The sequence below is a fragment of the Mycobacterium sp. genome, from assembly GCF_049281135.1.
Lineage (GTDB): Bacteria > Actinomycetota > Actinomycetes > Mycobacteriales > Mycobacteriaceae > Mycobacterium.
Genome location: NZ_JBAPRN010000242.1, coordinates 1 through 26,812 on the forward strand (window position 1 = coordinate 1; position 26,812 = coordinate 26,812).

At 65.5% G+C, this 26,812-nt stretch carries 23 protein-coding genes; 7 read left to right on the plus strand and 16 right to left on the minus strand.

Going from position 1 to position 26,812, the window contains the following annotated elements:
- The 3 genes from WAN02_RS09695 to WAN02_RS09705 all read right to left on the minus strand — a co-directional run.
- Positions 1-760: glycoside hydrolase family 76 protein (locus tag WAN02_RS09695; RefSeq protein ID WP_422263937.1), on the minus strand; the 760-nt coding region annotated here is incomplete at its 3' end.
- A 171-nt stretch (positions 761-931) separates the two neighbouring features.
- On the minus strand, positions 932-1,258 hold the full coding sequence (locus WAN02_RS09700) for a hypothetical protein (RefSeq protein WP_422263938.1): 327 nt from the start codon (positions 1,256-1,258) through the stop codon (positions 932-934).
- A 155-nt stretch (positions 1,259-1,413) separates the two neighbouring features.
- A complete protein-coding gene (locus WAN02_RS09705; RefSeq protein ID WP_422263939.1) occupies positions 1,414-4,053 on the minus strand; it encodes a LuxR C-terminal-related transcriptional regulator in 2,640 nt (879 codons plus the stop codon).
- A 147-nt stretch (positions 4,054-4,200) separates the two neighbouring features.
- Here WAN02_RS09705 and WAN02_RS09710 point away from each other — a divergent pair, with 147 nt between their 5' ends.
- Positions 4,201-5,448, plus strand: coding sequence for a cytochrome P450 (locus tag WAN02_RS09710; protein WP_422263940.1), 1,248 nt, complete (start codon positions 4,201-4,203; stop codon positions 5,446-5,448).
- A 13-nt stretch (positions 5,449-5,461) separates the two neighbouring features.
- On the opposite strand, the gene WAN02_RS09715 is transcribed toward WAN02_RS09710, so the two are convergent.
- The 6 genes from WAN02_RS09715 to clpB form a co-directional block, all read right to left on the minus strand.
- Positions 5,462-6,163: a TrmH family RNA methyltransferase gene (locus WAN02_RS09715; protein ID WP_422263941.1), complete on the minus strand. Its 702-nt coding sequence runs from the start codon at positions 6,161-6,163 to the stop codon at positions 5,462-5,464.
- Positions 6,160-7,050: a hypothetical protein gene (locus tag WAN02_RS09720; RefSeq protein ID WP_422263942.1), complete on the minus strand. Its 891-nt coding sequence runs from the start codon at positions 7,048-7,050 to the stop codon at positions 6,160-6,162. The genes WAN02_RS09715 and WAN02_RS09720 overlap by 4 nt, the downstream gene beginning before the upstream one ends.
- Before the next feature lie 5 nt (positions 7,051-7,055).
- Positions 7,056-7,595 (minus strand): orotate phosphoribosyltransferase, encoded by a 540-nt coding sequence (pyrE, locus tag WAN02_RS09725; RefSeq protein WP_422263943.1) that lies wholly within the window; start codon positions 7,593-7,595, stop codon positions 7,056-7,058.
- Positions 7,582-8,358, minus strand: coding sequence for an SDR family NAD(P)-dependent oxidoreductase (locus WAN02_RS09730; protein WP_422263944.1), 777 nt, complete (start codon positions 8,356-8,358; stop codon positions 7,582-7,584). The genes pyrE and WAN02_RS09730 overlap by 14 nt, the downstream gene beginning before the upstream one ends.
- Before the next feature lie 35 nt (positions 8,359-8,393).
- Complete coding sequence (gene ttfA, locus WAN02_RS09735) at positions 8,394-9,242, minus strand: trehalose monomycolate transport factor TtfA (RefSeq protein WP_422263945.1); 849 nt, start codon at positions 9,240-9,242, stop codon at positions 8,394-8,396.
- A gap of 132 nt (positions 9,243-9,374) precedes the next feature.
- The gene (clpB, locus tag WAN02_RS09740) at positions 9,375-11,921 is read right to left on the minus strand and encodes an ATP-dependent chaperone ClpB (RefSeq protein ID WP_422263946.1); all 2,547 of its coding nucleotides are present in this window, start codon (positions 11,919-11,921) and stop codon (positions 9,375-9,377) included.
- A gap of 244 nt (positions 11,922-12,165) precedes the next feature.
- Here clpB and WAN02_RS09745 point away from each other — a divergent pair, with 244 nt between their 5' ends.
- From WAN02_RS09745 to WAN02_RS09760, 4 genes are read left to right on the plus strand one after another with little or no spacing between them, the layout of a single operon-like run.
- Positions 12,166-12,471 (plus strand): hypothetical protein, encoded by a 306-nt coding sequence (locus tag WAN02_RS09745; RefSeq protein WP_422263947.1) that lies wholly within the window; start codon positions 12,166-12,168, stop codon positions 12,469-12,471.
- A 55-nt stretch (positions 12,472-12,526) separates the two neighbouring features.
- Positions 12,527-13,201 carry a GAP family protein gene (locus WAN02_RS09750; RefSeq protein ID WP_422263948.1) on the plus strand — a complete coding sequence of 225 codons (675 nt, stop codon included), beginning with the start codon at positions 12,527-12,529 and terminating at the stop codon, positions 13,199-13,201.
- A 32-nt stretch (positions 13,202-13,233) separates the two neighbouring features.
- On the plus strand, positions 13,234-14,397 hold the full coding sequence (locus WAN02_RS09755) for an FAD-binding oxidoreductase (protein WP_422263949.1): 1,164 nt from the start codon (positions 13,234-13,236) through the stop codon (positions 14,395-14,397).
- A gap of 30 nt (positions 14,398-14,427) precedes the next feature.
- Entirely contained in the window at positions 14,428-15,318 is an 891-nt protein-coding gene (locus tag WAN02_RS09760; protein ID WP_422263950.1) for an aldose 1-epimerase, read from the plus strand.
- On the opposite strand, the gene WAN02_RS09765 is transcribed toward WAN02_RS09760, so the two are convergent.
- The 7 genes from WAN02_RS09765 to WAN02_RS09795 form a co-directional block, all read right to left on the minus strand.
- Complete coding sequence (locus WAN02_RS09765; RefSeq protein ID WP_422263951.1) at positions 15,315-18,491, minus strand: AAA family ATPase; 3,177 nt, start codon at positions 18,489-18,491, stop codon at positions 15,315-15,317. The genes WAN02_RS09760 and WAN02_RS09765 overlap by 4 nt on opposite strands.
- Positions 18,492-18,662: 171 nt before the next feature.
- Positions 18,663-19,034, minus strand: a complete 372-nt coding sequence (locus WAN02_RS09770) for a heat shock protein transcriptional repressor HspR (protein WP_422263952.1) — start codon at positions 19,032-19,034, stop codon at positions 18,663-18,665.
- The gene (gene dnaJ, locus WAN02_RS09775) at positions 19,034-20,221 is read right to left on the minus strand and encodes a molecular chaperone DnaJ (RefSeq protein WP_422263953.1); all 1,188 of its coding nucleotides are present in this window, start codon (positions 20,219-20,221) and stop codon (positions 19,034-19,036) included. Before dnaJ ends, WAN02_RS09770 begins: the two co-directional genes overlap by 1 nt.
- Before the next feature lie 71 nt (positions 20,222-20,292).
- Positions 20,293-20,952 carry a nucleotide exchange factor GrpE gene (gene grpE / locus WAN02_RS09780; protein WP_422263954.1) on the minus strand — a complete coding sequence of 220 codons (660 nt, stop codon included), beginning with the start codon at positions 20,950-20,952 and terminating at the stop codon, positions 20,293-20,295.
- Complete coding sequence (gene dnaK, locus WAN02_RS09785; RefSeq protein ID WP_422263955.1) at positions 20,949-22,808, minus strand: molecular chaperone DnaK; 1,860 nt, start codon at positions 22,806-22,808, stop codon at positions 20,949-20,951. The genes grpE and dnaK overlap by 4 nt, the downstream gene beginning before the upstream one ends.
- Positions 22,809-23,029: 221 nt before the next feature.
- A complete protein-coding gene (locus tag WAN02_RS09790; protein ID WP_422263956.1) occupies positions 23,030-24,679 on the minus strand; it encodes an alpha-keto acid decarboxylase family protein in 1,650 nt (549 codons plus the stop codon).
- Positions 24,680-24,682: 3 nt separating this feature from the next.
- A complete protein-coding gene (locus WAN02_RS09795; protein ID WP_422263957.1) occupies positions 24,683-24,865 on the minus strand; it encodes a hypothetical protein in 183 nt (60 codons plus the stop codon).
- 274 nt (positions 24,866-25,139) lie between these two features.
- On the opposite strand from WAN02_RS09795, the gene WAN02_RS09800 reads away from it, so the two are divergent.
- Both WAN02_RS09800 and WAN02_RS09805 read left to right on the plus strand, forming a co-directional pair.
- Positions 25,140-26,618, plus strand: coding sequence for an amino acid permease (locus WAN02_RS09800; protein WP_422263958.1), 1,479 nt, complete (start codon positions 25,140-25,142; stop codon positions 26,616-26,618).
- Between the two features lie 29 nt (positions 26,619-26,647).
- Positions 26,648-26,812: TetR/AcrR family transcriptional regulator (locus tag WAN02_RS09805; RefSeq protein WP_422263959.1), on the plus strand; the 165-nt coding region annotated here is incomplete at its 3' end.

The window sequence follows — 26,812 nt, forward strand, 5'->3', positions numbered from 1 at the left end:
CACCGGAGCCACGCAGCACCCCGCCCGGCGACATGTGCTCGTCGACGGCGGCGACCAGGCGATGCACCCGCGGCGCATGCCGGTCGTCCTCGGTGCGCGCGGCCAGTTCGGTCTCCAGCCCGAGCACCACGCCTTGGCAGTAGGTGTACTCGGCGCGAACGAGTGAACCCGCTTTGATGCCGTCGAAGACCAGGTGCTGTTCGGGGTCGATCAGCGTCTCGTCGATCCAGTCGGCCATCTGCTGGGCGCGCCGCAGCCGGTCACCGTAGCGCGCCAGGAAGATCCCGGCCGGTCCGTTGGCCGGGGCGTTGAAGAACTGGTCCTGCTTGCGCCACGGGATGCCGCCGCCGTCTTCGGGCACCCACGCTTTGACCAGTTGGTCGTTCAGCTTGTTCAGCGCCCGCTCGCGGTCGACGTCGGCAATCCTGGACGCCCGCTCCAGCGCAAGCGCCAGCCAGGCCATGTCATCGTAGTAGCTGTTGACCCAGGATCCGTTGTTACGCAGTCGATGTGAGCGAATCTGTCGCTCGATCTTGATCCGGCGCTCTGGCTGCGGGTCACGCTGCTCGGCATCGACCAGGCAGTCCAGCAGATGCGCCTGCCACCAGTAATGCCAGCCGCCAAACCATCGGTCGCGACGGGTCGGTGGCCAGGCCACCACGCCGAGTTGGGTGCCAGGTAGCGCCCACAGCCGTTTCAGATGCCGACCGGTGACAGCGGCCTCCGCGCTGACCGCCCGGTTGACCCATACCTGATCCATGTCTGCAGATCCTGCCCTACCGGGCCGGTGCGCAAGCGGGCATCCTTCCGGGAACTTTTTGTCCCGGTTCAAGTCCCGGAAGGATGCCCGCTGAGGGTGCGAGTCGTAAGAACAGCAAACCCAGCACACCGCCCATATCGCCTGAGCAGGGCAGTCACGCCTCGACGGATGTCAAAGGCGATCCATCTCGCGCGCCATGCAGCCGTTCTCTAAAAACGCGTAGCGCTTCGGGTAGTCGCGGCGCACTGGACGGGCTTCTCGATGGGCTTCTCGCGTCGACCGAGCAAGCGGGCGCCGCATGGCGGCCCGCAGGATGCTGACCGCCTCGAACCACCGGCGCCGGGTGGTGGGTTGTGCCCGCAGCGCAACGGCGGTGCCAAGCACAACCTCTTGCTCGCTGATCAAGACCGGTGCCGGCGAAACCATTCGCTCTCGGGCCTCGTCAAAGGTCTCTTGGGCCTCGTCAGAGGTGGTGACTGCAATCTTTTCGGTGAGCATTTCAATCCTCCGTCGATGAGATCCGCTGCTGAAATCTTTGATCGCGGTGGATGGATCGATATCAGTGATGCACTACTGATGTTTCGCAGCGTTGCGACGTGCCACCACCGAGAGGCGGATAAGTAGTTCTGGCTGGATACCGCGGCGGTAGCCGATCAGTTGAGCTGACGCGAGCCGTTGTCGCCGTGTCGTTCCCGGCGGGAAGGCAATAGCCCCGCGAGCTCGTCGCGCTTGGATGTGCCAGTTTTGGCCATCGCCTTATAGATGTGGCTTTCGACGGTTCGAACCGACAACGTCAGCCGTGCCGCGATATCCCGGTTGGACAGCCCTTGACCGATAAGCATCACGATTTCTCGTTCGCGGTCAGTCAGCGGCAATCGTTCGGCCGCCTTGCGCAGAGTTGCCGTGCGGGCGCCGCCACATTGCTCGGCCAACGCTTCGGCCCTCGCCGAGCATCCCAACGCCGACCCGCGTAAGTCTCGGTGCCGGTAGGCGATGGCTGCATGCGCTGCCGCATCGACGGCAGCGATCAAATCGCCCATATCCTGGAATTCGGCTGAAACCGCGCCTAGTTCGGCACCATCATCATCGTGCAGCGCCTCAGCGAATCGGGCGGCCACGCCGGCGCGGGGCCCTTCAACGATCGCAGCAAGCTCCCGCAATCGAGGCCCGCAGGAACGCTCCCCGAACTGCACGGCGGTTTGTAAGCACATCACTTCAGGAGCGAATTGCCCATTGGTCCTGGCTGTTTCGGCGGCAGCAAGCGAGACCTTGATTGCTTCGCTGATGGCGCCCTGCCCGGCGACCACCCATGCCTTGGCGATCGCGTACTCGTAGTCGAGGTATCGCCAGCTGGGATGGCGCAGCCTTTCGAGTGCCCCCAACTGGGCCGCTGCCTCGGAAATCGAGCCGCTCATCGCAAGCGCCGTCGTCAGCGGAATCCGGCACCGGTAACCCCACCCGCTGGAGTCGGTGGAATCGTTTACGGTCTCGATGGATTGGGTCAGCAGGGAAACCGCGGTGTCGAGTCGCCCAGAACCCAGGGCCGCTCTGCCCACCGCGAGAGTGCCGACTTGGAAAGACTGAAATGCCTGGAACTCGATTTGGCGTTGTCGTATCGTCTGCGCCGGCGCATCGGCATCGGCGATATGACCGGCTAACAGCAGGGCGCCGATGTGGGCGTCGGTGATGATGACGAACGAACGTATCGGAATCGGGTAACCGGCCTTTGCCGCCGCTGCGGCTTCGCCGGCGCGGCCCGCTTCTCCAAGCGCGAGGGCAAGGGCCCAGGCGGTCACCCGCTGGGCGACGAGATCGGGTAGCTCCTGCCAGGTGAACTTGCCGGACGACTCGATGGCCACTTGCGGCTGGCCCATCGCCGCCCAGTACACCGTCAGAAATGCGTCGATGCAGCTTCGAGCCTGTTGACCTGCGGCGCGTGATGCATCGTCGATGAATTCCTTTGCCCCGACCGGATCAGCCAGGGTGAACAGCCGATTGGTCGCCCGCAGGAAGGCCATTCGCCCGTACGCGGCGTCACCCAACTCGTCTGCCCGGATGCCGGCGAGCACATCGTCGGCTTCCTGGCCACGGCCAGCACACGACAAAGCGTAGGCGCGAATGAGTTTCGCGTCCGCGGCACCTCCTGCCTGGATCGCCGCCGCCGTGAGCCGATCAGCTAGGGGAAATTCCCATAGCCAGACCGCGCCGCTGGCCGCCCGAATAAGGAGGTCTGAATCGGGCTCGAGATCCGAGTCGAGGCTAAGAGTGGCGCGGCGGACCACGACCTGCATATCGTCACGATCATCCGACCCGGCGAGTTCGGCAGCGACCAGGCCACGCAGCCGTCGTAACCTGGTGGCGGCAGCCCGATTTCGTCGGACCTCCCCGTATAGCGGGTGCGCCAGCCTCGCCTCTACCCGATTGCCTACTTGGTCAAGAGCGATGAGACCGCGGAGGTCGGCCTGCTCGACCGCGCCCGGGTCGGTTATTCGGGTGAGCGACCCGAGTTCGATGGGTTCGCCAACGGCGAGGGCGTCGATCACGTCGCTGACCGAGCTGGGCAGGCCTCCGATGCGTCCTTCGACCAGTTCGATGAGGCTCGGCGGCAGCACCGGATCACCGAGCCAACGCCAGTAGTCGTCCTGCATTGCAAGCCGGCCGTCGGCAACTTCCTGCTCGACGATGTTCCGCAGATACAGAGGATTGCCGCGGGTCAACGTCCACAATCGCTCAGCGGCTTGCGGATCCACCGGCCCGCCCAACACAGCCGAGGTAAGCGCGGTGGTTTCGGCTTCGGACAGCGGCTGCAGGTCGAGGCGGTCAAGATGCCCCCCGTCCCACAACTCCCGTACCCCGGCAGGAATCGAATCACCTGCGCGGATGGTGAGCACGACTTTGGCGGCGCGGCGCTGAATGATCTGGTGCACAACGAATGTCGACAGATCATCGAGCAAGGCCACATCATCGACACCCAGCACGACTGTCTTGCCGGAGGACGAGGAAGTCAGCGAGGCGATTGCATTGCGGATCAATTCGAGGTTGTCGTCACCTGCGGACACTGCCCACGAGGAGAGCGCTCCCAACGGAATCGACCGCGCTGAGGACGTGCCCACTACCCACCGGACTTCACGCCCCTGCGACCCGGCGGAACTCAGCGCTTCACGCGCGATCCGGCTCTTGCCCACGCCGGCAGCACCGCAAACCACGACCCCAGCCAAGTCGGAGTCGAAAATTGCGCCTTCGATGAGTCGCTGTTCCTTCGATCGGCCGGTCAACGGCCACGTCAAGCGCATCGGTACAGCCTAGAAGCGGTACCCGGCCGGTGAGACGAAAGATCAGTATTCGGTCACTGACGTGTCGCCGCGGTACCGGATCGACGATTGCGTCGCGGTCAGCAAACGGCAAACGCCCAGCTGACGTGTTTCGAGCGAGGAGTTGTGATGACGGTCGACATCATGCCCACCCGTAGTTGCCCCAATGTCTTCGACGCGGGGCTGCCGATCTTGGCATATGAACACGTGGATGATCCTGAAGAGGCGCATCGACTCGTCGCGCAGGCCCGGGATCGAGCACCGATCGCCATCGGGATTCATGGCCCGGAGATATTGAGCCACGAACTGGTTCGCGCGGTACTGCGCGACCCGCGATTTCGCGTCCCGAAGGGAATGTTCCTCGCCGCCCAAGGCATAACGTCCGGCCCGATATGGGACCGCGTCACCGCGAACCTGATCAGTCTCGACGGAGACGAGCACCACCGCCTTCGTCGTCTGATATCGAAGGCCTTCACTCCTCGGGCCACCGCACGGCTGCGCTCGACGATCATCGACGTCATCACCGAACTCGTTGAACGCCAGATGATCCGTGGGAGCTGCGATGTGGTGACCGACATCTCGCGTCAATATCCAATCCCGATTATTTGCGCGTTACTCGGCGCACCGGCCGCGGACTGGGAGCTGTTCTCGGAATGGACCGACGACATCTTCAAGGCCTTCAGCTGGAACGTCGCCAAAGAGGCGGATTCCATCTTGGCGGCATGGCAGGCCGTCGACGACTACGTCGACGATATGGTCGCTGACCGCCGTGACGCGTTGACCGACGACCTGATCTCCGAGCTGATCCGCGCCGAACACGATGGCGATCGGCTCGACACCGACGAGTTGCGCATGCTGGTCGTAGGTCTGCTGATTGCCGGCACCGACACCACTCGAAACCAGCTCGCCGCTGCGGTGCAGGTGCTCTGTGATCACCCCGACCAGTGGACGCTGCTGGCTCATCACCCCGAGTTGGCCGCCAATGCGGTCGAGGAAACCATGCGACACTCCCCAATCGCCTGGGGCACCCTGCGCATCGCCCTCCAGGATGTGGAACTCGCCGGAGTCGTGATCCCGGCCGGCACACTGGTCGTCGCCAACACCGCCTCGGCGAACCGGGATCCTGCCGTGTACGACAAACCAGACCAACTCGACATCACTCGCGATGGCGACCACCCAATACAGACCTTCGGTGCCGGGTTGCATTACTGCCTGGGCGCCAACCTTGCCCGGCTCGAGCTCGCCGAAGCTTTGACGGTGATGACTCAGCACATGCCGCACGCCCGGCGAACCGGACCAGCCCCCTGGAAACCGCTGACCGCGCTGACCGGACCCATCACTCTGCCCATCGAGTTCGATGTCTCGCCGAGGCATTAGCGAATCGGCGCAACTACCAGGCGCTCGCGATATTCCCATGTTGCGTGATCCAGGTATGCATGGCGATTCCGGCCGCGACCGCGACGTTGATGCTGCGTGTCGACCCGAACTGGGCGATCGACACGGTCAGCGCGGCGCCGGCGCGGGCGTCGTCGCTGATGCCGGGGCCCTCCTGGCCGAATAGCAGCAGGCAGTCCCGCGGCAGCGCCGTCTGCTCCAGCCGCGCCGCGCCGGGCACGATATCGACGGCGACCACCGTCAGGCCCGACCCGGCAGCGAAGCTCAGCAGATCGGCGGTGTCGTCGTGGTGACGGAGGCGCTGGTAGCGGTCGGTGACCATGGCGCCGCGGCGGTTCCAGCGGCGCCGGCCGACTATGTGCACGGTGTCCACGGCGAACGCGTTGGCGGCGCGCACCACCCCGCCGATGTTCGCGTCCTGACCGAAGTTCTCGATCGCCACGTGCAGCGGGTTTCTGCGGGTGTCGATGTCGGCGACGATGGCTTCCCGCGTCCAGTACCGATAGGCGTCGACGACGTTGCGGGTGTCGCCGTCGCGCAGCAACTCCGGGTCATAGCGCGGGTCGTCGGGAAGCGGACCCTCCCAGGGGCCGACGCCGGATGTCGGGACACTCCACTCGGTGGGACCGGGCTCGGTTGTGTCCTCGCGACGATGCGGGCCCGAACGGCCTGAGGAGGAGCGGGGTGAATCGGTCACCGCACGGTCCAGACCGCGGCGTGGGTGCCGACGATCGCCACGGTCGCGTACAGCAGCGCGTCGTTGAGGTCGCCCTGCGTGCACAGCGAGGCGTTGACGCGCACGGCGTCCAGCGACGCCTCCGGCAGGATCAGCACCGACGCCCCGTAGGCCGTGCAGGCGGCGTTCAGGCCCGGGGCAGGCAGGGTCGGCGCGGCGAGCAGCATCATCGGCCCGCCGCGGCCGGCGGAGTCGTCGCGATATTTGGCCGCGATGGTGTGGGCCTCCAAACCGAGCAGCATGTAACCGCTGCCGTTGAACGCGGCCGGGTCGCCCAGCGAGGCCTGAGTCAGCTGAGCGCCGTCGGCGCGCCACGCGGCCACACTGGTGGATTTGACGACCAGGCCGGTGTCACTTTCCTTGGTCGGCATGACCCCGACGGGGAACGCCGCCGGGTAGGCAGCGGCGGTGTCGGCGATCCGGTCGCGTGGCGAGTACAGGTAGACGCCGCGGACGGCAGCACGGTCCTTCATCGGGCCCAGGCATACCGTGCCGGTCAGCCGCGTGCCGCCGGGCGCGGAAAGCGATTGGATGACAAGATTTTTCACGCCGTCACAGCTGCCGATCCCGGTGGCTTCCATGGGATGCGCCAATGCGCCGTAGAGGCCGAAGCGGATATCGCCGGGGTCGGCGTGGGGTTTGGCCGGGTCGGCCGGGGCAGCATCGACGTCGACGAGCACGTAATCGTCTTGCCAGCGCAGATTCGATATCGAGGTGTTCCAGCCCAACACCGCCAGTGACTCGCCGAGGTGCGCGGTTTCCGCGCCGTAGACCTGTTGGCGCGCTGAGGGATTCGAACACGCACAGGCCACGGCCAGCGTCGCCACCATCGCGATGAGAGTGCGCACGGTGACTACTGCAGCCCGAGGTCCGCCAGCCCCAGTACGCTGCGGTACGGAAAGCCTTCGGCTTCAATGGCTTCGGCCGCACCGGTGGCCCGGTCGACCACCGTCGCCACGCCGACCACCTGCGCGCCGGCCTCCAGCACCGCCCGCACCGCGGTCAGCGCCGACCCGCCGGTCGTGCTGGTGTCCTCGACCACCAGGACACGCTGGCCGGAGATGTCGGGCCCTTCGATAAGTCGTTGCATGCCATGGGCTTTCACGGATTTCCGGACGACGAAAGCGTCGATCGGGCGACCCGGTGCGTGCATGACGGCGGTGGCTACCGGATCGGCGCCCAGTGTCAGTCCACCGACCGCGGCGTAGTCCCAGTCGGCGGTGAGTTCGCGGACTAGCCGGCCGATCAGGGGCCCGGCCCGGTGATGCAATGTGGCGCGACGCAGGTCGACGTAGTAGTCGGCTTCCTTGCCCGACGACAATGTAACGCGGCCGTGCACCACCGCCAATTGGCTTACCAGGTCTGCTAATTCGGCGAGCTCAGGTGCGGCCACGGCCCCGCCCGAAGACACTCGTGGCGGCACGCGCCAGTGTTCGCGGCACCATCCGGCTGGCGGTGGTGATCGCCTTGTACTGCACGCCGGGGATGATGACCACCTTGCCACCGGCGGCGTCGGCGAGGGTTTCCCGAACCACATCGTCCACCTCGAGCCACATGAACGACGGCAGCGACGTCATGTCGATGCCGGCCCGGTCGTGAAACTCGGTGTGCACGTAGCCCGGACACACCACGTGCATGCCGACGCCGGTGCCTCGCAGCCCGACGGCCAGCCCTTCGGTGAACGACACCACCCAGGCCTTGGACGCCGAATAGGTCGAGCCCCGACCCGACAACAGCCCGGCCACGCTCGCAACGTTGATCACCGTGCCCGCACCGGCGTCGATCATCGCCGGCAACGCCGCACGGGTCAGCTGCATCACCGAGGTGACGTTGACGTCCAGCTGGGACTGCAGCCTCGCGGGCTCGGCGGTCCAAAATTCGCCGGAGGTACCGAAACCGGCGTTGTTCACCAGTACCTCAACGCCGGCGGTCAGCCGCTCGGCGACCTTGTCGCGTTCGGCGGCCTGGCTGAGATCGGCGGGCAACACCTCGACGTTCCGGCCGCCCTCGTCGGACAGCTCGGCGGCCAGCGCCTTGAGACGGTCGGCGCCGCGAGACACCAGCACCAGGTCGTAACCATCAGCGGCATAGCGTCGCGCGAAACCTTCGCCGATACCGGATGTGGGCCCGGTGATCAGGGCGACGCGACGAGGCACGGCGTCAGTGTACTGAGCGGGTGTGCGGCTCGGATTCAGCGCTGGTGATGTGAAGCCTGGTGGCCGTTTCGGCTCGTCGGCGGACGAGGAATCGGCTCTTGGCGAGCAGCGGGCGGCGGGGTTGCGGCGCGCGTCGCAGGCCCGGCTTCACGGGTGAAGGACTCGGTCTGTCGCTGCGGCACCTCGGCTCGCCCGGCGGGAGCCAGCGGGCGGCTGGGGGCCGACTTGCGGCGGGTAGCCGACTGCTGCGTCCCGCCAGATCCTGCCGCCTGCGGCACCGGCGGCAACACGCGTAGCAGGTCGTTGAATTGGCGCACCGTGCGCAAACCCTCGTCCCATTGGGCACGAGTGCTGCCGATCGGCATGCTGACCAGCGTCCAGTTCTGCTCGTTCCACATGATCTCGGCGCAGTCGGGTGCGGTGTGCGCGAAGGTGACCATGCGGCGATCGCAGGCGCGACGGGCGGCGTCCAGGTTGGTGGAGTACACCATCCGCGGCCCGATCGCCCCCAACAGCCAGATGTCGTTCTCGCGAGGCTCTTTGAGGCCTTTGAGCCGCACGTCGACGACGACGTTGGTGCCCACCTTGCGGTGCAGGGCGATCACGGTGGCGACTTCCTCGAGGTCGAAGATGAAGACCGCCTCGCCGCGGATCTGCCCCAACACGACGTTGCGGGCCGGGATGTTGCTGCCCACGGTCGACATCACACCGCGCTTCCAGCGCTTGAGGATCTCGGTGGATTCCTGCTCGTAGTCGAATCCGTGCGATCGTGCCCACGACTTACGGCGCCGGCCCCGACCGCGGCGGCGGTCGATGTCGACGTATAGCAACACCGCCGCGCCGACGAAGCACAGCGCGGAGAGCGTGAACCAGAGGGGAACCATCGCCACGTAGCCTAACCGCTGTGACCCCCCAACCGGGAATGCGAGCAGGTCACAACAGAATTAAAGTTTGCTACCGCTTCGGCACGCGTCCGCACCGAAGCGGTAGCAAGGGCCAGCCGGTGGCGACCCGTATCAGCCCAGGATCAGCGAGTCGCCGTCAGCGCTGACGTTGACCGGCACCACGTCGCCGTCGTGCACGTCACCGGCGAGCAGCATCTTGGCCAACTGGTCGCCGATGGCATGCTGGACCAGCCGCCGCAGCGGACGGGCGCCGTAGACCGGGTCGAAACCACGCTGCGCCAGCCACGTCTTGGCCGGCAACGACACCTCGAGCTGCAGCCGCCGCTGGGCGAGCCGCTTGTCCAACTGGTCGAGCTGGATGTCGACGATCTGCACCAGTTCCTCGGGGTTGAGCCCGTCGAAGATCAGCACGTCGTCGAGCCGGTTGATGAACTCCGGCTTGAACGCCGAGCGCACCGCGGCCATCACCTGCTCCTCACTGCCGCCCGACCCGAGGTTGGACGTCAGGATCAGGATCGTGTTGCGGAAGTCGACCGTGCGGCCCTGCCCATCGGTGAGCCGGCCCTCGTCGAGCACCTGCAGCAGCACGTCGAAGACGTCCGGGTGGGCCTTTTCCACCTCGTCGAACAGCACGACGGTGTAAGGCCGGCGACGGACCGACTCGGTCAGCTGACCGCCCTGGTCGTAACCGATGTAGCCAGGCGGCGCACCGACGAGGCGGGCCACCGAGTGCTTCTCGCCGTACTCGCTCATGTCGATGCGGACCATCGCGTGTTCGTCATCGAAAAGGAAGTCGGCCAACGCCTTGGCCAGCTCGGTCTTGCCGACACCGGTGGGGCCGAGGAACAGAAACGAACCGGTCGGCCGGTTGGGGTCGGCGACCCCGGCCCGGGTGCGACGCACCGCGTCGGAGACGGCCTGCACGGCCTTCTTCTGCCCGACCACGCGGCGGCCGAGCTCGTCTTCCATCCGCAGCAGCTTGGCGGTCTCGCCTTCCAGCAGCCGCCCGGCCGGGATGCCCGTCCACGCCGACACCACGTCGGCGATGTCGTCGGGTCCGACTTCTTCCTTGAGCATGACGTCCGTGCGGGCCTGAGCGGTGGGCAGCGCGGCGTCGAGTTTCTTCTCCACTTCGGGGATGCGCCCGTAACGTAGCTCGGCGGCCTTGGCGAGGTCGCCGTCACGTTCGGCGCGCTCGGACTCCCCGCGCAGCGTGTCCAGCTGTTCCTTCAGTTCGCGGACGACGTCGATGGCGTTCTTCTCGTTCTGCCACCTGGTGGTGAGCTCGGCCAGTTTCTCCTTCTGGTCGGCCAGTTCGGCGCGCAGCTTCTCCAAGCGCTCCTTGGACGCCGCGTCTTCTTCTTTGGCCAGCGCCATCTCTTCGATCTCGAGCCGGCGTACCAGCCGCTCCACCTCGTCGACCTCGACAGGCCGCGAGTCGATCTCCATCCTGAGCCGTGACGCGGCCTCGTCGACCAGGTCGATCGCCTTGTCCGGGAGGAAACGGGCGGTGATGTAACGGTCGGACAGCGTGGCCGCGGCCACCAGCGCGGAGTCGGTGATGCGCACACCGTGGTGCACCTCGTAGCGGTCTTTGAGGCCACGAAGGATGCCGACGGTGTCTTCCACCGACGGCTCACCGACGAACACCTGCTGGAAGCGCCGCTCCAAAGCCGCGTCCTTCTCGATGTACTTGCGGTACTCGTCGAGCGTCGTGGCGCCCACCAGGCGCAACTCACCGCGGGCCAGCATCGGCTTGATCATGTTGCCGGCGTCCATCGCCGACTCGCCGGTCGCACCGGCCCCGACGATGGTATGCAGCTCATCGATGAAGGTGATGATCTGCCCGGCCGAGTTCTTGATGTCGTCGAGGACGGCCTTGAGTCGTTCCTCGAATTCGCCGCGGTACTTGGCACCGGCCACCATCGAACCCAGGTCCAGGCTGATGACGGTCTTATCGCGCAGGCTCTCGGGGACATCACCATCGATGATGCGTTGGGCCAGACCTTCCACGATCGCGGTCTTGCCGACGCCGGGCTCGCCGATCAGCACCGGGTTGTTCTTGGTGCGACGGCTCAGCACCTGCACGACGCGACGAATCTCGTTGTCCCGACCGATAACCGGGTCGAGCTTGCCTTCGCGGGCGCGGGCGGTCAGATCGGTCGAGTACTTCTCCAATGCCTGATAGGTCGCCTCGGGGTCGGGACTGGTGACGCGGGCGCTGCCGCGAACCTTGACGAACGCCTCGCGCAACGCCTGCGGCGATGCGCCATGCCCGGTCAGTAGTTTGGCGACCTCGGAGTCGCCGGTGGCCAAACCCACCATCAGGTGCTCGGTGGAGACGTATTCGTCGTCCATCTCGGTGGCCAACTGCTGCGCGGTGGTGATGGCCGCCAGCGATTCACGCGACAGCTGCGGCTGCGCGTTGGCGCCGCTGGCCTGCGGCAGCCGGTCCAGGATGTGTTGCGCTTCGGTGCGGACAGTGGCGGGCTCGACGCCGACAGCCTCCAGCAGCGGCGCGGCGATCCCATCGTTCTGCGTGAGCAGGGCTAGCAGCAGGTGCGCCGGCCTGATCTCGGGGTTGCCGGCGGCACTCGCCGCCTGCAAAGCCGATGTCAGCACCGCCTGTGTCTTGGTTGTCGGGTTGAAAGAGTCCACGACACCTCCGTTCAGAGTCAGAGAGGGCCTAGAGGGGCCCGGTAAAAATGCTTGTCGCGTTGTTCAACGCCGTCAAGGTTGAGTCTGTTCCGCTCAACTCTAGCTATTTTCCGCTCACCGGGGGCGGCGGCTAGGCCGGGCAAGGCTGGAAGGCGGCCTGCAGCTGCGGGCCGGCGAATCCGTCCGGGGTTCGCCCTGATCGGATCACCCGCCGATCAGAATTATTCGAACGTATGATCGATTAGTGGGAGACCTCGCGTCGATCGGATACAACGGCCAGCCGGCCCGTAACCCGTTCCGCGTCGTGCGCCCACCGATCACTGTGCTGATCGATCTGACCGTGCTCTTTCCCCGTGAGCCACACCGGTCGGGCCGCTTTGAGCCCAATGGTCTGCAGTTGCACAAGGTCGTCGAGGGTCGGCTCAGCTGCTGGGGCATCTGCGAGCAGGGCGACTGGTGGGGGTTGGTGACCTACCCGATCGCCTACGGGTCAAAACGCAAGAACGTCACGCACTGGGTGCCCGCGTGGACGCTGCGACGGAAACACTAGGCCAACCGTCGGCGGTCCCGCAGCGCGCGGCGGCGGGTGATGCGAAGATTCAGCCGTGACGGCAAGTTGGGTCTCCGTACTGACCACACTGATTCCGCTGGCGCTCGTTGTGTCGATCTCGCCGCTGTCCGTCATCCCGGCGGTGCTGGTGCTGCAGACGCCGCGGCCGCGGCCGACCGGCCTGGCCTTTCTCGGCGGCTGGTCGCTGGGATTGGTTGCGCTGACCGCCGTGTTCGTCGCGTCCTCCGACGCGCTCGGTGGCCTGCACAACAAGCCGCCGCTCTGGGCATCCTGGACCCGCGTGGTGCTCGGGTTGGCGCTGATCGCGTTCGGTATCTATCGCTGGCTGACCCGCGAAGGACACACCGAGTCGCCGAAGTGGATGCGGTCTTTCGAAACCCTCACGCCCGCAAGGGCTCTGGCCACCGGGTTGGTTTTGGTCGTGGTGCGGGTCGAGGTGCTGACCATGTGCGCATTGGCCGGCTTGGCCATCGACAGCGGTAACCTCGGCAAGGCCGGCGAGTTGGTTACCGGTGCCGTCTACGTCGCCGTCGCGGCATCCACGGTGGCGATCCCCGTCCTCGCTTACGTCGCCGCCGGTCACCGGCTCGACGACTCAATGGCGCGGCTCAAGGAATGGATGGAGCGCAACAACGCTGCGATGCTCGCCGGGGTGCTGGTCCTGATCGGCGGGCTGGTGCTCTACCACGGCGTCAACGCGCTGCTCTGAGGGCCGCTGAACCAGGCATAAAATCGGCGGCCGTGAGCCTCAACGACCGGGATGCGCTGGCGGTGCTGCACGCCGCCGTCGACCCGGACGACCACAACGGCCTCATCGGCCGCTTGTACGCCCGCTGGTTTGCCTTCGATGCGTCGCCGCGCGACCTGTTTCCGCCCGACATGGGCGTCCAGCGGGCCGCCTTCGCCCAAGCGTTGAAATGGATTTACGGCGAACTGGTCGCTCAGCGTGCCGAAGATCCGGTGGCGTTTCTGGCACAGCTGGGACGCGATCACCGCAAATACGGGGTGCTGCCCGAGCATTACGAGACGTTGGGTCAGGCGCTGTATGCGACGCTGCGCGACGAGCTGGCCGAGGCCTGGACCGACGCCGTCGATGCCGCGGCTCGGCAGTCGGTGAACCTGATCACCGGGGTGATGAGCGGCGCCGCCGACGCCGAACAAGGGCCGGCGTGGTGGGACGGCACGGTGGTCGAACACCTTCGGGTGTCCCGCGACCTCGCCGTCGTCCGGTTGCAACTGGACCGCCCGATGCCCTACCACGCGGGCCAGTACGTCAACGTCGCCATACCGCAGTGCCCGCGGCGGTGGCGCTATCTGACACCGGCCATCCCGCCAGATGAGACCGGAGCCATCGAGTTTCACGTCCGCACGGTATCGGTCGGCCTGGTCAGCAATGCCATCGTCAACGAGACCCGGACCGGGGATCGCTGGCGGCTGTCCAGCCCGCACGGCGCCCTGTACGTCGACCGCGACGGCGGCGACGTGCTGATGGTGGCCGGCAGCACCGGGCTCGCCCCGCTGCGCTCGATCGTCATGGACCTCACCCGCTGGGGGGTGAACCCGCGCGTGCACCTGTTCTTCGGCGCCCGCTACCCGTGCGAGCTCTACGACCTGCCGACCTTGTGGCAGATCGCCACACACAATCCCTGGCTGTCGGTGACGCCAGTCTCCGAGCTCAACGGCGACCCCGCCTGGGCTTCCGACTATCCCGATGTAGCGCCGCCGCGCGGGCTGCATCTGCGCCAGACCGGCAAGCTGATGGACATCGTCACCAAATACGGCAACTGGGGAGACCGGCAGATCCTGATCTGTGGCGGACCGGAGATGGTCCGCGCCACCAAAGACGCGCTGATCGCCAAAGGCGCGCCACCGGAGCGTATTCAGCACGACCCGTTGTCCAGCTAGTCGCCGACGATTTTGGCATAGTCTCATCGGGTGCACATTGTCACACTGAGCGATCCGTCATCCGAAGTAGAAGCCCAGTTCGTCGCAGAAGCCGGCATGATCGGCATTTCGCTGACCGACTCGGGGGTCGAACTACTCGGCCAACGACGCGGACTCGACGCGTACGTGGCCAACGGGAAAACAATGGGCATCCCACTGTTGTACCCCTGGGCAAATCGGCTGGGCGCCAACACATACGAAGCCGAAGGCAAGACGGTCACGCTGACGGCCGGTGAATACGGGGTGCGGGCCGATCCCAACGGCCTGCCGATTCACGGTGTGCTGGCAGCCTTTCCGAATTGGCGGGTAACGCATGAGTCCGGTCACGAACTGACCGGCGAAGTGGACTTCACTCAGGACGAAGAGTTGTTGGCCAGCTTTCCGTTTCCGCACCGACTAGCGCTGACCATCACGCTGCACGAGCGGATCTTGCGGCTACGCCTTTCCGTGACTCCAACCGGGGAGCTCGCGGTGCCGCTGTGTTTCGGTTTTCACCCGTACCTGCAGCTACCGGACGTGCCGCGCGATCAGTGGATCATCGAGACGCCGGCGATGCGGCATCTGACGCTCGACGACAAAGGTCTTCCCACCGGCGAGGCGGTCGTCCAGCCCGCCCTCAGCGAACCGTTGGGCGACAGGGCTTTTGACGACGGGTACGACCAGGTCGCCGACGGCGCGTTGTTCGCGGTTTCCGGCGGCGGCCGCCGCATCGAGGTGCACTTCGAGGAAGGCTATCCCGCGGCGCAAATCTTCGCTCCGCTCGGCGAGAACCTCGTCTGCTTCGAGCCGATGGCCGCCGTCACCGACGCGCTGCGCCGCGGCGGTTACCGGTCAGCGCAACCAGGCGACTGGGGAATCGCCCAGTTCTCGATCCACGTCTAGCGGTCGCTCATCGCCTCGGCCCAGTCGATATGACCCTCGAACCCAAGCGATTTCGCCTTGTCGCGGTAGCGATCCCGAGACTCCGTATAGGCGGCGGTGTCGCCGCGAGCCCGTGCCAGCGAAGCATGCATCTGTAGCAGCCAGATATCGCGCACCACAACGCCTTCCGTTGGTGTGCGGGCCAGGCGGTCGATTGCGGCCTTCGCTTCGGCCACGTCATCGTCGGTCCCGCGATCCAGCAGTGTCTGGACCAAAAGACCCGTGGCAGCAGGGCCATAGATGAGTGGCTGTCCCTCGCGGAAGAGATAGTCTACGGCGCCGCGCATTCGGGCGATGGCCTCGCCGTCGTCGCCGCGTCGAGCCATCTCACGCGCCAAACACACAGTGAGGAAAGGTAAGTCGCATAGGTTGTGCTTCCGGCCCAGGAACACAGCGCTGACCTCGGCCAGGATCTCTCGTCCGCGGTCTTGGTCCGCGAGCGTATGACGGTGCACCAACGCAATGCCCAACGTCATCCGGACCTGTGCCAACGCCAAGTTGTCACCGGCCCTTTCAGCGATGCGCAAGGCTTGCTCGATCTCGCGCATTACGCCATCGTCGGGCCGCAATGCGCCGTTCGAGATTCCAGGGGCGTAGACGTAGAAGATGGCTCTGACGTAGGCCGTGTGGTCGGCACCGCGGGCCATTGCTAAACCGCGACTCAGGTCATCGCGCCAACCGCGATCGCCCACGGAATACCGTGCATTACCCCTCGCGTAGATGACAGCTGCTAGCGGCGATCCGATGAGAAAGTTGCCTTTGGACGGATCACCGTCCGCCAGGTCGATAACTACTTGCGACCATCGCAGGACGTCAGCCCACTCGCCACCTTCACCCTTGACGTAGATTGCCAGCGGTGACAGCCCCACGGTCAAGGTCGGATCATCGATAGATTCGATCAGGGCCATCGCTTCGGATGCCAATCCGGAAGCCTCGCGCATCCGATCCTGAAACATGCGATCGATCGCCAGCCCCGCCATGGCAATCGCCAATGACGTCTTGTCGCCGGCGGCGGCACACAGCTCTCGCAGTTCCTCGAACCGGTCATCGGCATTGTTCACGTGAGCCCGCCAGGCAATCCCACACAGCATGGTGCGCGGAGCGATGCGCATGGCTGGCCGGTTCGGGTCCCCGCCAGGTAGGGCGTCGGCGATCTGGGTGGCGCGCTCCCAACTCATTCGCGCCGCGTTGATGTCGCGGTGGGTCGCCCAGCTTGCCGCGCGCATGTGCCACCCGAAGGCCACCTGGAGGTCCCCCGCGGCCTCCAGGTGTTCGGCGATCAACGCGGCATGCTCATCGACCGCCGCAGGGTCGCGCGATTCGATCGCGGACGCCAAGCGACGGTGCAGCTCGGCACGATCAGATTTCAGTTGCGATTCGTAGGCCACCGTACGGATTAGCGGATGATGGAATGCAAATTCGGGCTCGCCGGTGAATCGCGTCTGATCGATGAGCTCTGCTGCCAGCAAGTCCGCCAGGACTGGTTCGATCCCCACCGTTTGCAACAGGTTCGGGTCGAATTGCGAGCCGATCACCGCCGCTGCGCTCAGGGTGCGTTTGGCGCCTGCGTCGAGGCGGTCGATGCGCGCGGCGATGGTGGCCTGCAAGGTAGCCGGGACGCTGACCTCGGCCAGCTCTGCCGTCGACGCGTAAGCGCCGGGGGTCCCGCGCAGCACACGGCGCTCGACCAGGTCACGCACCATCTCCTCGACGAAAAATGGATTACCGGCAGCGCGCCCGGCGATGAGATCGGCCAGGGCGCTGACCGACGGGTCCGGTCCAAGCAACTGTGAAACCAGTGTTGCGGTCTCTGAATCATTCAGCGGCGCAAGAGCTATCGTTTGAGCACCGCCTACATGACTTAACACGCCCCGGTATTCGGGCCGGTAGGTGAGCAGCACCAGCGACGGTGTCTGCGGAACCACCGTGACGAACTCGGCCAGCATCGACTCACTGGCGGCGTCCATCCAGTGGGCGTCCTCGATGACATAGACCGTCGGGGCTTTGCGGGCCAGCGACGCGGCATTGATCAGGGCGGTCAGCCGCCGCCGCCTTGCGTCCGGACCGAGTGGCGGCGGAGTGACATCAGGGTCGGCGATGCCCAGCAGATCGTCGAAGAGCAGCAAGTCTTCGGGCTCTGCGTCGGGAGCTTGGGTGCGGACCTTTGCGCGGGCCGCCGCATCGTCGAGGTTCGCCAGACCGAAGGCCGCCCGCAGCAAGCGCGCTACGCCGTGAAAGGGGATGTCGCTGGCGTGCGATTCGCAATAGGTGGTGAATACTTCCGCGCCGCGGGCGGCGGCCATCGTGGCGATCACCCGCGCCAGACGGCTCTTGCCGATGCCCGGTAGACCCGCGACGCCGACCACCGCGCCTCGGCCGTCGATGGCGCGTTCCAGCAGGCTCTCGATGGCGGCAGTTTCCCAGCGCCGACCGACCAGATTCGACTCGGAACGTCCGAGCGGACGCTGATCTTCCGATACGCTCAGCAACCTCCTGGCGCACACTGGCTCATCGACACCTTTGATGTGGACAAGCTCAACATCCCCGAGCACCACAGGGCCATCGACCAGCCGCGCGGCGGATTCGCTCAGCATCACCCCACCCGGCGGCGCCACCGACTCCATCCGTTGGGCCATTCCGACTTGTTCACCGATAGCGGTGTAACCCAAGGCGCCCGAGCCAATCTCACCGGCAATCACCTGACCGGAGTTGATGCCGATCCGCAGGCGCAGATCGACCGCGTCTCGGCGCTCGATGTCGGCCGCAAGGAGCGCGACTTTTTCATGGATGCTCAACGCGGCCAGACACGCGCGCAGCGCGTGGTCCTCCAACGCGACCGGCGCTCCGAAGACTGCCATGATGCCGTCACCGGTGAACTTGTCCACCGTGCCGCCATAGCGCCGCACCACCGCCCCTGAACTCTCGACCAGCTCGGTCATGATCTCCCGCAACCGCTCGGCACCCACGGCCGCCGCGATATCCATCGAATGCACGACGTCGGCGAACAGCACCGTCACCTGCTTGTACTCAGCCGGTTTCGAGGCTGCCGAAACGGCAGCGCCGCACTCGCTGCAGAACTTCGCGCTCGACTGCAGTTCTGCCCCGCACGTCAGGCACGCCAGCGTGTCCGTCATGCGCCAACGATAGGGGTTCGCCAGGAACAAAAGAACCTATTTAACCGATGTTCAACGAGCGGTTCGGGATGCCGCAGGACCCCTCACCAGAGCAGCTCAACCGCCAGACAGCAGCCTGGAATGTGAACCGGCGAAGACCACAGCCCTGGCTTCCGTTTCGCAGCAAGAGCGTCAGCGGCGCGGTTTCCAGACCACCACAGCGGTGCTCTTGGGCACCACTGCGATGTCGCGTCGCTGATTGCCCCGCAGCACCTCGAGCTCGGCGGCCATCTCCTTCAGCCGTGACTGCAGTGCCTCGACCTGGTTTGTCAACTCGATAATCCGTTTGATACCAGCTAGGTTGACGCCTTCGTCCTGCGAAAGCCGCTGCACCTCGCGGAGCAGATCCACGTCGTGCTGCGAATAGCGGCGTCCCCCACCGGAACTGCGGTTGGGACTGACCAGCCCGAGCCGGTCGTAGGTACGCAGCGTCTGCGCATGCATACCGGCCAGCTCGGCCGCCACCGAGATCAGAAACGTTCGGGCTTCGTCTTTCTTGCCCATCAGCGATTACCTGCCCATCCGGCCCGCGGGTCGAAACCACTGGACCGCTCGGCCACGGCGTAGGCCTCGAGCGCTTCTTTCGCGGCGCCTTCCAGGTTCGGCGGGACCGCGACTTTCACGGTGACCAGCAAGTCACCCTGACCGCCGGAACGCTTGGGCACACCGCGGCCGCGCACCCGCAGGATGCGACCGTCGGTCGTCCCCTTGGGCACCCGGACACCGACCTTACCATCCAGGGTCGGCACGGAAAGTGTTGTACCCAGCGCTAATTCGCTGAAGCTGACCGGGACGGTGACGGTGAGATCGTCGCCGTCACGCGCGAACACCTTGTCCGGGCGCACGTGCACGGTCACGTACAGGTCACCCGACGGAGCGCCGCGCAATCCCGCTTCACCCTGACCGGCCAGCCGGATCCGCTGCCCGTCTTCGACGCCCGGGGGTATCCGGACGTTGATGGTGCGGGTGCGGGTGGTGACACCGGTGCCCTTGCATTCATCGCAGGGGTGCTCGATGATCGACCCGCTACCGCGGCACTCGGTGCACGGCTCGGAGAAGCCGAAAGCGCCTTGATTGCGGTTGATTACGCCCGCGCCGTTACACGTCGGGCAGACCTTCGGGCTGGTGCCCGGCCTGGCTCCACTGCCATGACAGTTGGTGCACGGCGCCGGGCTGGTCAGTCGCAGCGGCATCGCCACGCCCTTGGTGGCCTCCATGAAGTCGAGTTCGGTCTCGGTCTCCAGGTCGTTGCCGCGACGCGGCCGACTGGGCCGGGGCTGTGCGCCGCGGCCGAACAATCCGCCGAACAGGTCCCCGATGTTGTTGCCGCCGCTGCGGCCGGCCGCGTCGAACAGGTCGTTGAGGTTGAACTCAGCACCGTCTCCGCCAACACCGAAACCGCCGGCGAAGTTGCCCCCGCCGCCGCCGTTGAATCGTCGACCGAATCCGCCGCCGGCGAAGAGCCGACGGGTTTCGTCGTACTCCTTGCGTTTGGCGGGATCGGTCAGTACTTCCTTCGCCTCGGAGACAGCCTTGTACCGTTCCTCGGCGGCTGCGTTGTCCGGGTTGCGGTCAGGATGGTTTTCGGCGAGCAGCTTGCGCGCCACCCGCTTGATCTCGTCTTGGCTGGCGTCAGAGGAGACGCCCAGCTCCTTATAGAAGTCCTTTTCGACCCACTCACGTTGAGCCATACCGCGTCACCCCCTGCCTACCTTCCTCGAGCTTCCTGCGCTCGCCTATGTCCTGATCGAACCGGTCGTTGTTACTCCGACGGTTCTGATTCTGCGTGCTGCTCACCCTCGTTCGCGTCGTTATCGCTTGGGTCGGCGGTCGGCGCGTTATCCGCGACGGTGTCGACCACGCCGACCAGCGCGTGCCGCAGCACTTGCTCGCCGAGTTTGTAGCCCTGCCGCATCACGTTGCCGATCACCGGCTTGGAGCCTTGTGCGCCGTCGCCCTCGTGCTGCACGGCCTCGTGCAGCGCCGGGTCGAAGTCGTCGCCCTCGGCGCCGAAGGCCGCCAATCCGAGCCCGGTCAGTGCGCCGAACAGCTTGTCGGCGACCGACTTCAGCGGGCCCGAATCGAGGTCTCCGTGGCTGCGCGCCCGCTCGAGATCGTCCAGCACGCCCAGCAATTGGCTGACCACCGCGGCTTTCGCACGCTCGGCGGTCGCCTCCTGGTCGCGCAGGGCCCGCTTGCGGTAGTTGGCGTAGTCGGCCTGCACGCGCTGCAGATCAGCGGTCAGCTCGGCAACCTTCTCGTCAGTGGCGGGGTCTTTGCCGACCGGCGCCGGACCGCCCGCGTCCGGCGCCGCCCCCGAAGGGGCGGCACCAGAAGCTACGTGACGTACTTCGCCGGTCTCAGGATCAATCCGCCGCTTGTCGGTGACGGTTACCTGCTCTTGCGGATTGCCTTCGGTCACTGGTCCTCCCGGTCATCGTCGACCACCTCCGCGTCGACAACGTCATCGGAACCAGATCCGCCCGGACCGGGCTCGCCGCCACCGGCGGCCTGCTCGGCTTGGGTGGACTCGTAGATGGCCTGACCCAGAGCCTGCGACTCCTGGCCCAGCTTCTCCATCGCGGACTTGATCGCACCGATATCGGTGCCGCCCAACGCCGTCTTGGCTTCGGCCACCGCGGCATCCACCTTGTTCAGCGTGTCCTCGGGAACCTTCGAACCGCCTTCGGCTTCGCGCTGCTCCTTGACGAACTTCTCCGTCTGGTAGACCAGCGTCTCGGCCTGGTTGCGGACGTCAGCTTCCTCGCGGCGCTTGCGGTCCTCGTCGGCGTGCGCTTCGGCGTCCTTGATCATCCGGTCGATCTCCTCCTTGGACAGGCCGGAGCCTTCCTGGATTTTGATCGTGTTCTCCTTGCCGGTGCCCTTGTCCTTGGCCGTGACGTGCACGATGCCGTTGGCGTCGATGTCGAAGGTGACCTCGATCTGCGGGACGCCGCGCGGAGCCGGCGGGATACCGGTCAGCTCGAAAGAGCCGAGCAGCTTGTTGTGCGAAGCGATTTCGCGCTCACCCTGGAATACCTGAATCTGCACCGATGGCTGGTTGTCGTCAGCCGTGGTGAAGGTCTCCGACCGCTTGGTCGGGATGGTGGTGTTGCGCTCGATCAGCTTGGTCATCACGCCACCCTTGGTTTCGATACCAAGGCTCAGCGGTGTGACATCAAGCAGCAGAACGTCTTTCACCTCACCCTTGAGCACACCGGCCTGCAGTGCGGCACCCACGGCGACGACCTCGTCGGGGTTGACGCCCTTGTTGGGCTCTTTGCCGCCGGTCATCTCCTTGACCAATTCGGTCACTGCGGGCATGCGGGTGGAACCACCCACCAGCACCACGTGGTCGATCTCCGACACCGCGATACCGGCGTCCTTGATCACCGACTGGAACGGCTGCCGCGTGCGGTCGAGCAGGTCCTGGGTGATCTTCTGGAACTCGGCACGCGTCAGCTGCTCGTCAAGGAACAGCGGGTTCTTGTCGGCGTCAACGGTGATGTACGGCAAGTTGATCGAGGTGCTCTGACTCGAGCTCAGTTCGATCTTGGCCTTCTCGGCCGCTTCCCGCAGTCGCTGCATAGCCATCTTGTCCTTGGTCAGGTCGATGCCCGCGCTGCCCTTGAACTTGTCCACCAGCCAGGTGACGATCCGGTCGTCCCAGTCGTCACCACCGTGGTGGTTGTCGCCGGAGGTCGCGCGGACCTCCACGACACCGTCGCCGATCTCCAGCAACGACACGTCGAAGGTGCCACCGCCGAGGTCGAAGACCAGGATGGTCTGTTCCTTCTCACCCTTGTCCAGGCCGTAGGCCAGTGCGGCCGCGGTCGGCTCGTTGACGATCCGCAGCACGTTCAGACCGGCGATCTGGCCGGCTTCCTTGGTGGCCTGACGCTGGGCGTCGTTGAAGTACGCGGGCACGGTGATCACCGCGTCGGCGATGTCCTCACCGAGGTAGCTTTCGGCGTCCCGCTTCAGCTTCTGCAGAACGCGCGCACTGATCTCCTGCGCGGTGTAGTTCTTTCCGTCAATCTCCACAGACCAGTCGGTGCCCATATGCCGCTTGACCGAACGAATGGTGCGGTCGACGTTGGTCACCGCCTGGTTCTTGGCGGGCTGGCCAACCAGCACCTCGCCGTTGCGCGCGAACGCCACAACGGACGGAGTCGTCCTTGCACCCTCCGAATTGGCGACGACGACGGGGTCGCCACCCTCGAGAACTGCGACGACGGAGTTGGTGGTCCCGAGGTCGATACCGACCGCACGAGCCATGGTGAATCCTCCCTGATAATCGAGCTTTGTATGCACTACGCTACTGAGCGAACCGCGCTCAACATTGCCCTCTGCGAGGTACCGCTGTCAAGTCAAGGTTGAGTCTGAGTCACTCAAGGTTGTCAGAGTGCTCAACGAGGGCGTCCCAGAGATTGTTCCCAGACGGCCTAAATAGTCGAAAGACCCAGTTCAAGCGGCTTGCCTGACTCAAATCTGGGCGCCTAGTGGTGGCTATAGAAGGATTCGACGTGCTCGCGCAGCTTCCTGTACATCGGCGGGGCCTCGTATGCGTCGGTGACCACTTCGATATAGGCGGCACCATCGGCCTGCTCGGCCGTTTTGAGCGCGTCGTCGAGTACACCGCAGCTGCTTACCCGGGCGGTGAACCACCCCTGGCAGCCAAGAGCGTGTGGCAACTCGACGTAGTTCCACGGCGCGATGTCGTTGTAGCCCAACGCCATGTCCTTGCACAGCATGCGCTCGCTGAGATAGCCAGAGTTGTTGAGCACGAAGACAATCGGGCGAAGCTGATGACGACCGAGCTGACTCAGCTCCTGAGCGGTCATCTGGTGCGAGCCTTCACCGGTAATCAGGATCAACCGCCGATCCGGAGCCCCTTTTGCGGCGCCGAAGGCCGCCGGCGTCGCCCACCCGATCGACGCCCACAGAGTCTGGTTGTGGAACTCCGCGCCTTTCGGAAGTCGCGCCAACGCCAAACCCAGCGAGGACGTACCGGTGTCGGTGAGGATCACGTCATCAGGACGGAAGAAGTCCGCCCAGCGCGGATAGAGCGCGTCAGCGGTGATCGGGTCCTCGCCACCGCCGGTTATCGGCCCGAGCGTCTCAGGTGTGACAGCCGGCCGCTCACCGCGTTTGGTGATACGCCCCGACAGTTGCGTGAGCACGTCGGCGATCTCCACATTTCGATACACCGTGCCGCCGACGGTGGTGCGGTGGTGATCGATCGAAATGACCTTGGCCGGGTTCAGTTGGACGGTGCCCCCGGCTATGTTGCCGTCGCTCAGCATGGCCCCGATCATCACCACCGCATCGCACGACTCGACGAAGGCGCGGACGGGCTCACTCATCAGACGCCCGACGTACATGCCGATGTAGTTCGGGTGGTCTTCGCCCAGCACCGATTTGTCGGCGAACATCGTCGCGAACGGTAAGCCCGCTGCGTCGACCAACGCCGCCGCTGCACCTTGCAGACGGAGCCGACGCAGCAGCACGCCTGGCAGCACGCACGCTTGCTCGGCGCCGTTGAGAGCGGCGGCCACAGCGTCGGTGGCCGCGGCCAACGCATCGGGATCACTGCAGGGTGCGCTCACCGGGGGCGCGCCGGCCAGCACGGGCATGTCCGCGACGTCACTGGGAATCGCCAGGTAGACCGGCCGCCGGTGGTAGAACGCCGCCGCGATCAGGCGCTCGGTCTCCGCAGCGGCGTTCTGCGGCGTCAGGGCCGCACTAGCACACACAATCGGCTCGGCCATCCGATGAAACAGGTCGAATTCGCCGGTACCCAGCGTGTGGTGCACCAGCGCCCGACCCTCCTGTGTCGCCAGGTTGGGCGTGCCGACCAGATGAAACACCGGAAGATGCTCGGCGTAGGCGCCCGCGATACCGCTCATCGCGGCGAGTTCGCCCACCCCGTAGGTGGAACATAACGCGCCAACGCCGCGCGTCCGGGCATATCCATCCGCGGCGTAGGCGGCATTGAGTTCGTTGCAGCATCCAGTCCAATTCAGCGACTGATCTTGGACAATCGCGTCATTGACCGGGAATGCGTAATCGCCTGCGACTCCGAAGACGTCATCGACGCCAATTTCCTTGAGCCGCTTCAAAACATAGTGAATAACGGTTTCAGCCATGATTTACTTCCGCTCGGGTTCGCGAATTCCGGGACTGCACTGGCGGCGAACCAGAGATTGGATTGACGCCGTCGTGCCCACATTCGGCTGGCCGCAGATCACCGACGCCCGGCTATACCGGGCGTCCACCACCTCCAGCAGCCGGTCCAGGGTGTCGCACTCGGCCCGGCGGCCAACCCGCTTCATCGCACTCCGCACCGCCGCTTCGCGTCCAAACACACGGTGTTGGGGTAAGCGTAACTCCGCAATCCGCCGTTATCGGCTGCGTTCATCCCGCCTTAACCAGCCACATCCTGACGCGCCAAACTTCTTCTCAACGCGCTGGTGGACAGAGCGAAAGGTTCATTGAGTTCCCCGCCGCAAACGTCGCGCCGTTGCCCGCCGTGGGATAGTTTCGCAACCAACTCCCGAAGCGGTCGTGCCCGGCGCCGCAGCATTGCCCCCCGACGATAGGAACTCAATGCCATCGCCGCCCAGCACGCCCGACCCGGCTGGTCACGCCGCCGCCGATAATCGATTCGCTCGCGAAGACGCGGGTTATCACCACGATCTCAGCAACCGCCAGATGCAGATGATCGCGATCGGCGGCGCCATCGGGACCGGGTTGTTCATGGGCGCCGGAGCACGGCTGGCATCAGCGGGCCCTGGTTTGTTCCTGGTTTACGGGATCTGCGGTGGCTTCGTGTTTTTGATCCTGCGCGCTCTCGGCGAACTGGTGTTGCATCGCCCGGCGTCGGGGTCGTTCGTCTCCTATGCGCGCGAGTTCTTCGGGGAGAAGGCGGCTTTCGTTGCCGGCTGGATGTACTTCCTGAATTGGGCGATGGCGGCCATCGTGGACAGCACCGCGATTGCGACCTACTTCCACTATTGGACCGCTTTCCAGGCCGTCCCGCAGTGGACGCTCGCACTGATCGCCCTGGCGGCGGTGGTATCGGTCAACCTGATCTCGGTGAAGGCCTTCGGCGAGTTCGAGTTCTGGGCGGCGCTGATCAAGGTGATAGCCCTGACGACGTTCCTGGTCGTCGGAATCGTCTTCCTGGCCGGCCGCTTCAAGATCGAAGGAAAGACCACCGGGCCCCACATCTGGGCCGACCACGGCGGGTTTTTACCGACCGGCCTGCTGCCGCTGGTGCTGGTCACCTCGGGGGTGATATTCGCTTACGCCGCAGTCGAATTGGTCGGTACCGCGGCCGGAGAAACCGCGGATCCGGAGAAGGTTATGCCGCGCGCGATCAACTCGGTGATCGCCCGGATCGCGGTGTTCTATTGCGGGTCAGTGCTTTTGCTGGCGCTGCTGCTCCCCTACACCATGTACAAGCACGGCGAGAGCCCGTTCGTCACCTTCTTCTCCCACATCGGTTTCAGCGGCGCCGGCACGCTGATGAACGTCGTCGTCCTCACCGCCGCGTTCTCCAGCCTGAACGCCGGGCTGTATTCCACCGGCCGGATTCTGCGGTCGATGTCAGTGAACGGCAGCGGCCCGAAATTCACCGCGCGGATGTCGAAAAGCGGTGTGCCATATGGCGGAATTCTGCTGACTGCCGTCATCGGGCTGTTCGGCGTCGTGCTCAACGCGGTCAAGCCCAGCGAGGCCTTCGAAATCGTGCTCAACATCGCCGCTGTGGGCGTCCTGGCGGCCTGGGCAACGATCGTGCTCTGCCAACTCCGGTTTTACAGCAAGGTGAAGGCTGGAACGCTGCAGCGACCGCACTTCCGGATGCCGCTCGCCCCGTACAGCGGCTATGTCACTCTGGCCTTCCTGGTGGGCGTGCTGGTGCTGATGTGCCTCGACCCTGAGAAGGGTCCCTGGGTGATCGCGGCGCTGGTGGCCGCCGTTCCCGCCCTGATCGGCGGATGGTTCCTGGTTCGTGACCGCGTCAGCAGCGAGGCCGAACTGGGCGAACCCACCGCCGATGTTCCCGAACTGACACCCGAATAACAGAGCAAACGCTCTGTTACTATTGCGGGATGCCCCGCCAGCGCGTGTACGAGCCGGATCGGATCCTGGACGCCGTCGAGTCGCTGGCCGTCGCATCCGGACCCGCCGCGGTCACCATCCGTGCGATCAGCGCCGGAGTCGGCGTTTCCAACGGCGCGCTCTACCACACCTTCGGGTCGCGCACGGCCCTGATG

What these genes read in the sequence shown, in the direction of transcription:
- WAN02_RS09700 (WP_422263938.1), bottom strand. Translation starts at nt 1,258, where the DNA reads ATGCTCACCGAAAAGATTGCAGTCACCACCTCTGACGAGGCCCAAGAG.
- WAN02_RS09705 (WP_422263939.1), bottom strand. Translation starts at nt 4,053, where the DNA reads ATGCGCTTGACGTGGCCGTTGACCGGCCGATCGAAGGAACAGCGACTC.
- WAN02_RS09710 (WP_422263940.1), top strand. Translation starts at nt 4,201, where the DNA reads ATGACGGTCGACATCATGCCCACCCGTAGTTGCCCCAATGTCTTCGAC.
- ttfA (WP_422263945.1), bottom strand. Translation starts at nt 9,242, where the DNA reads ATGGTTCCCCTCTGGTTCACGCTCTCCGCGCTGTGCTTCGTCGGCGCG.
- WAN02_RS09765 (WP_422263951.1), bottom strand. Translation starts at nt 18,491, where the DNA reads ATGACGGACACGCTGGCGTGCCTGACGTGCGGGGCAGAACTGCAGTCG.
- WAN02_RS09770 (WP_422263952.1), bottom strand. Translation starts at nt 19,034, where the DNA reads ATGGGCAAGAAAGACGAAGCCCGAACGTTTCTGATCTCGGTGGCGGCC.
- dnaJ (WP_422263953.1), bottom strand. Translation starts at nt 20,221, where the DNA reads ATGGCTCAACGTGAGTGGGTCGAAAAGGACTTCTATAAGGAGCTGGGC.
- dnaK (WP_422263955.1), bottom strand. Translation starts at nt 22,808, where the DNA reads ATGGCTCGTGCGGTCGGTATCGACCTCGGGACCACCAACTCCGTCGTC.
- WAN02_RS09790 (WP_422263956.1), bottom strand. Translation starts at nt 24,679, where the DNA reads ATGGCTGAAACCGTTATTCACTATGTTTTGAAGCGGCTCAAGGAAATT.
- WAN02_RS09795 (WP_422263957.1), bottom strand. Translation starts at nt 24,865, where the DNA reads ATGAAGCGGGTTGGCCGCCGGGCCGAGTGCGACACCCTGGACCGGCTG.
- WAN02_RS09800 (WP_422263958.1), top strand. Translation starts at nt 25,140, where the DNA reads ATGCCATCGCCGCCCAGCACGCCCGACCCGGCTGGTCACGCCGCCGCC.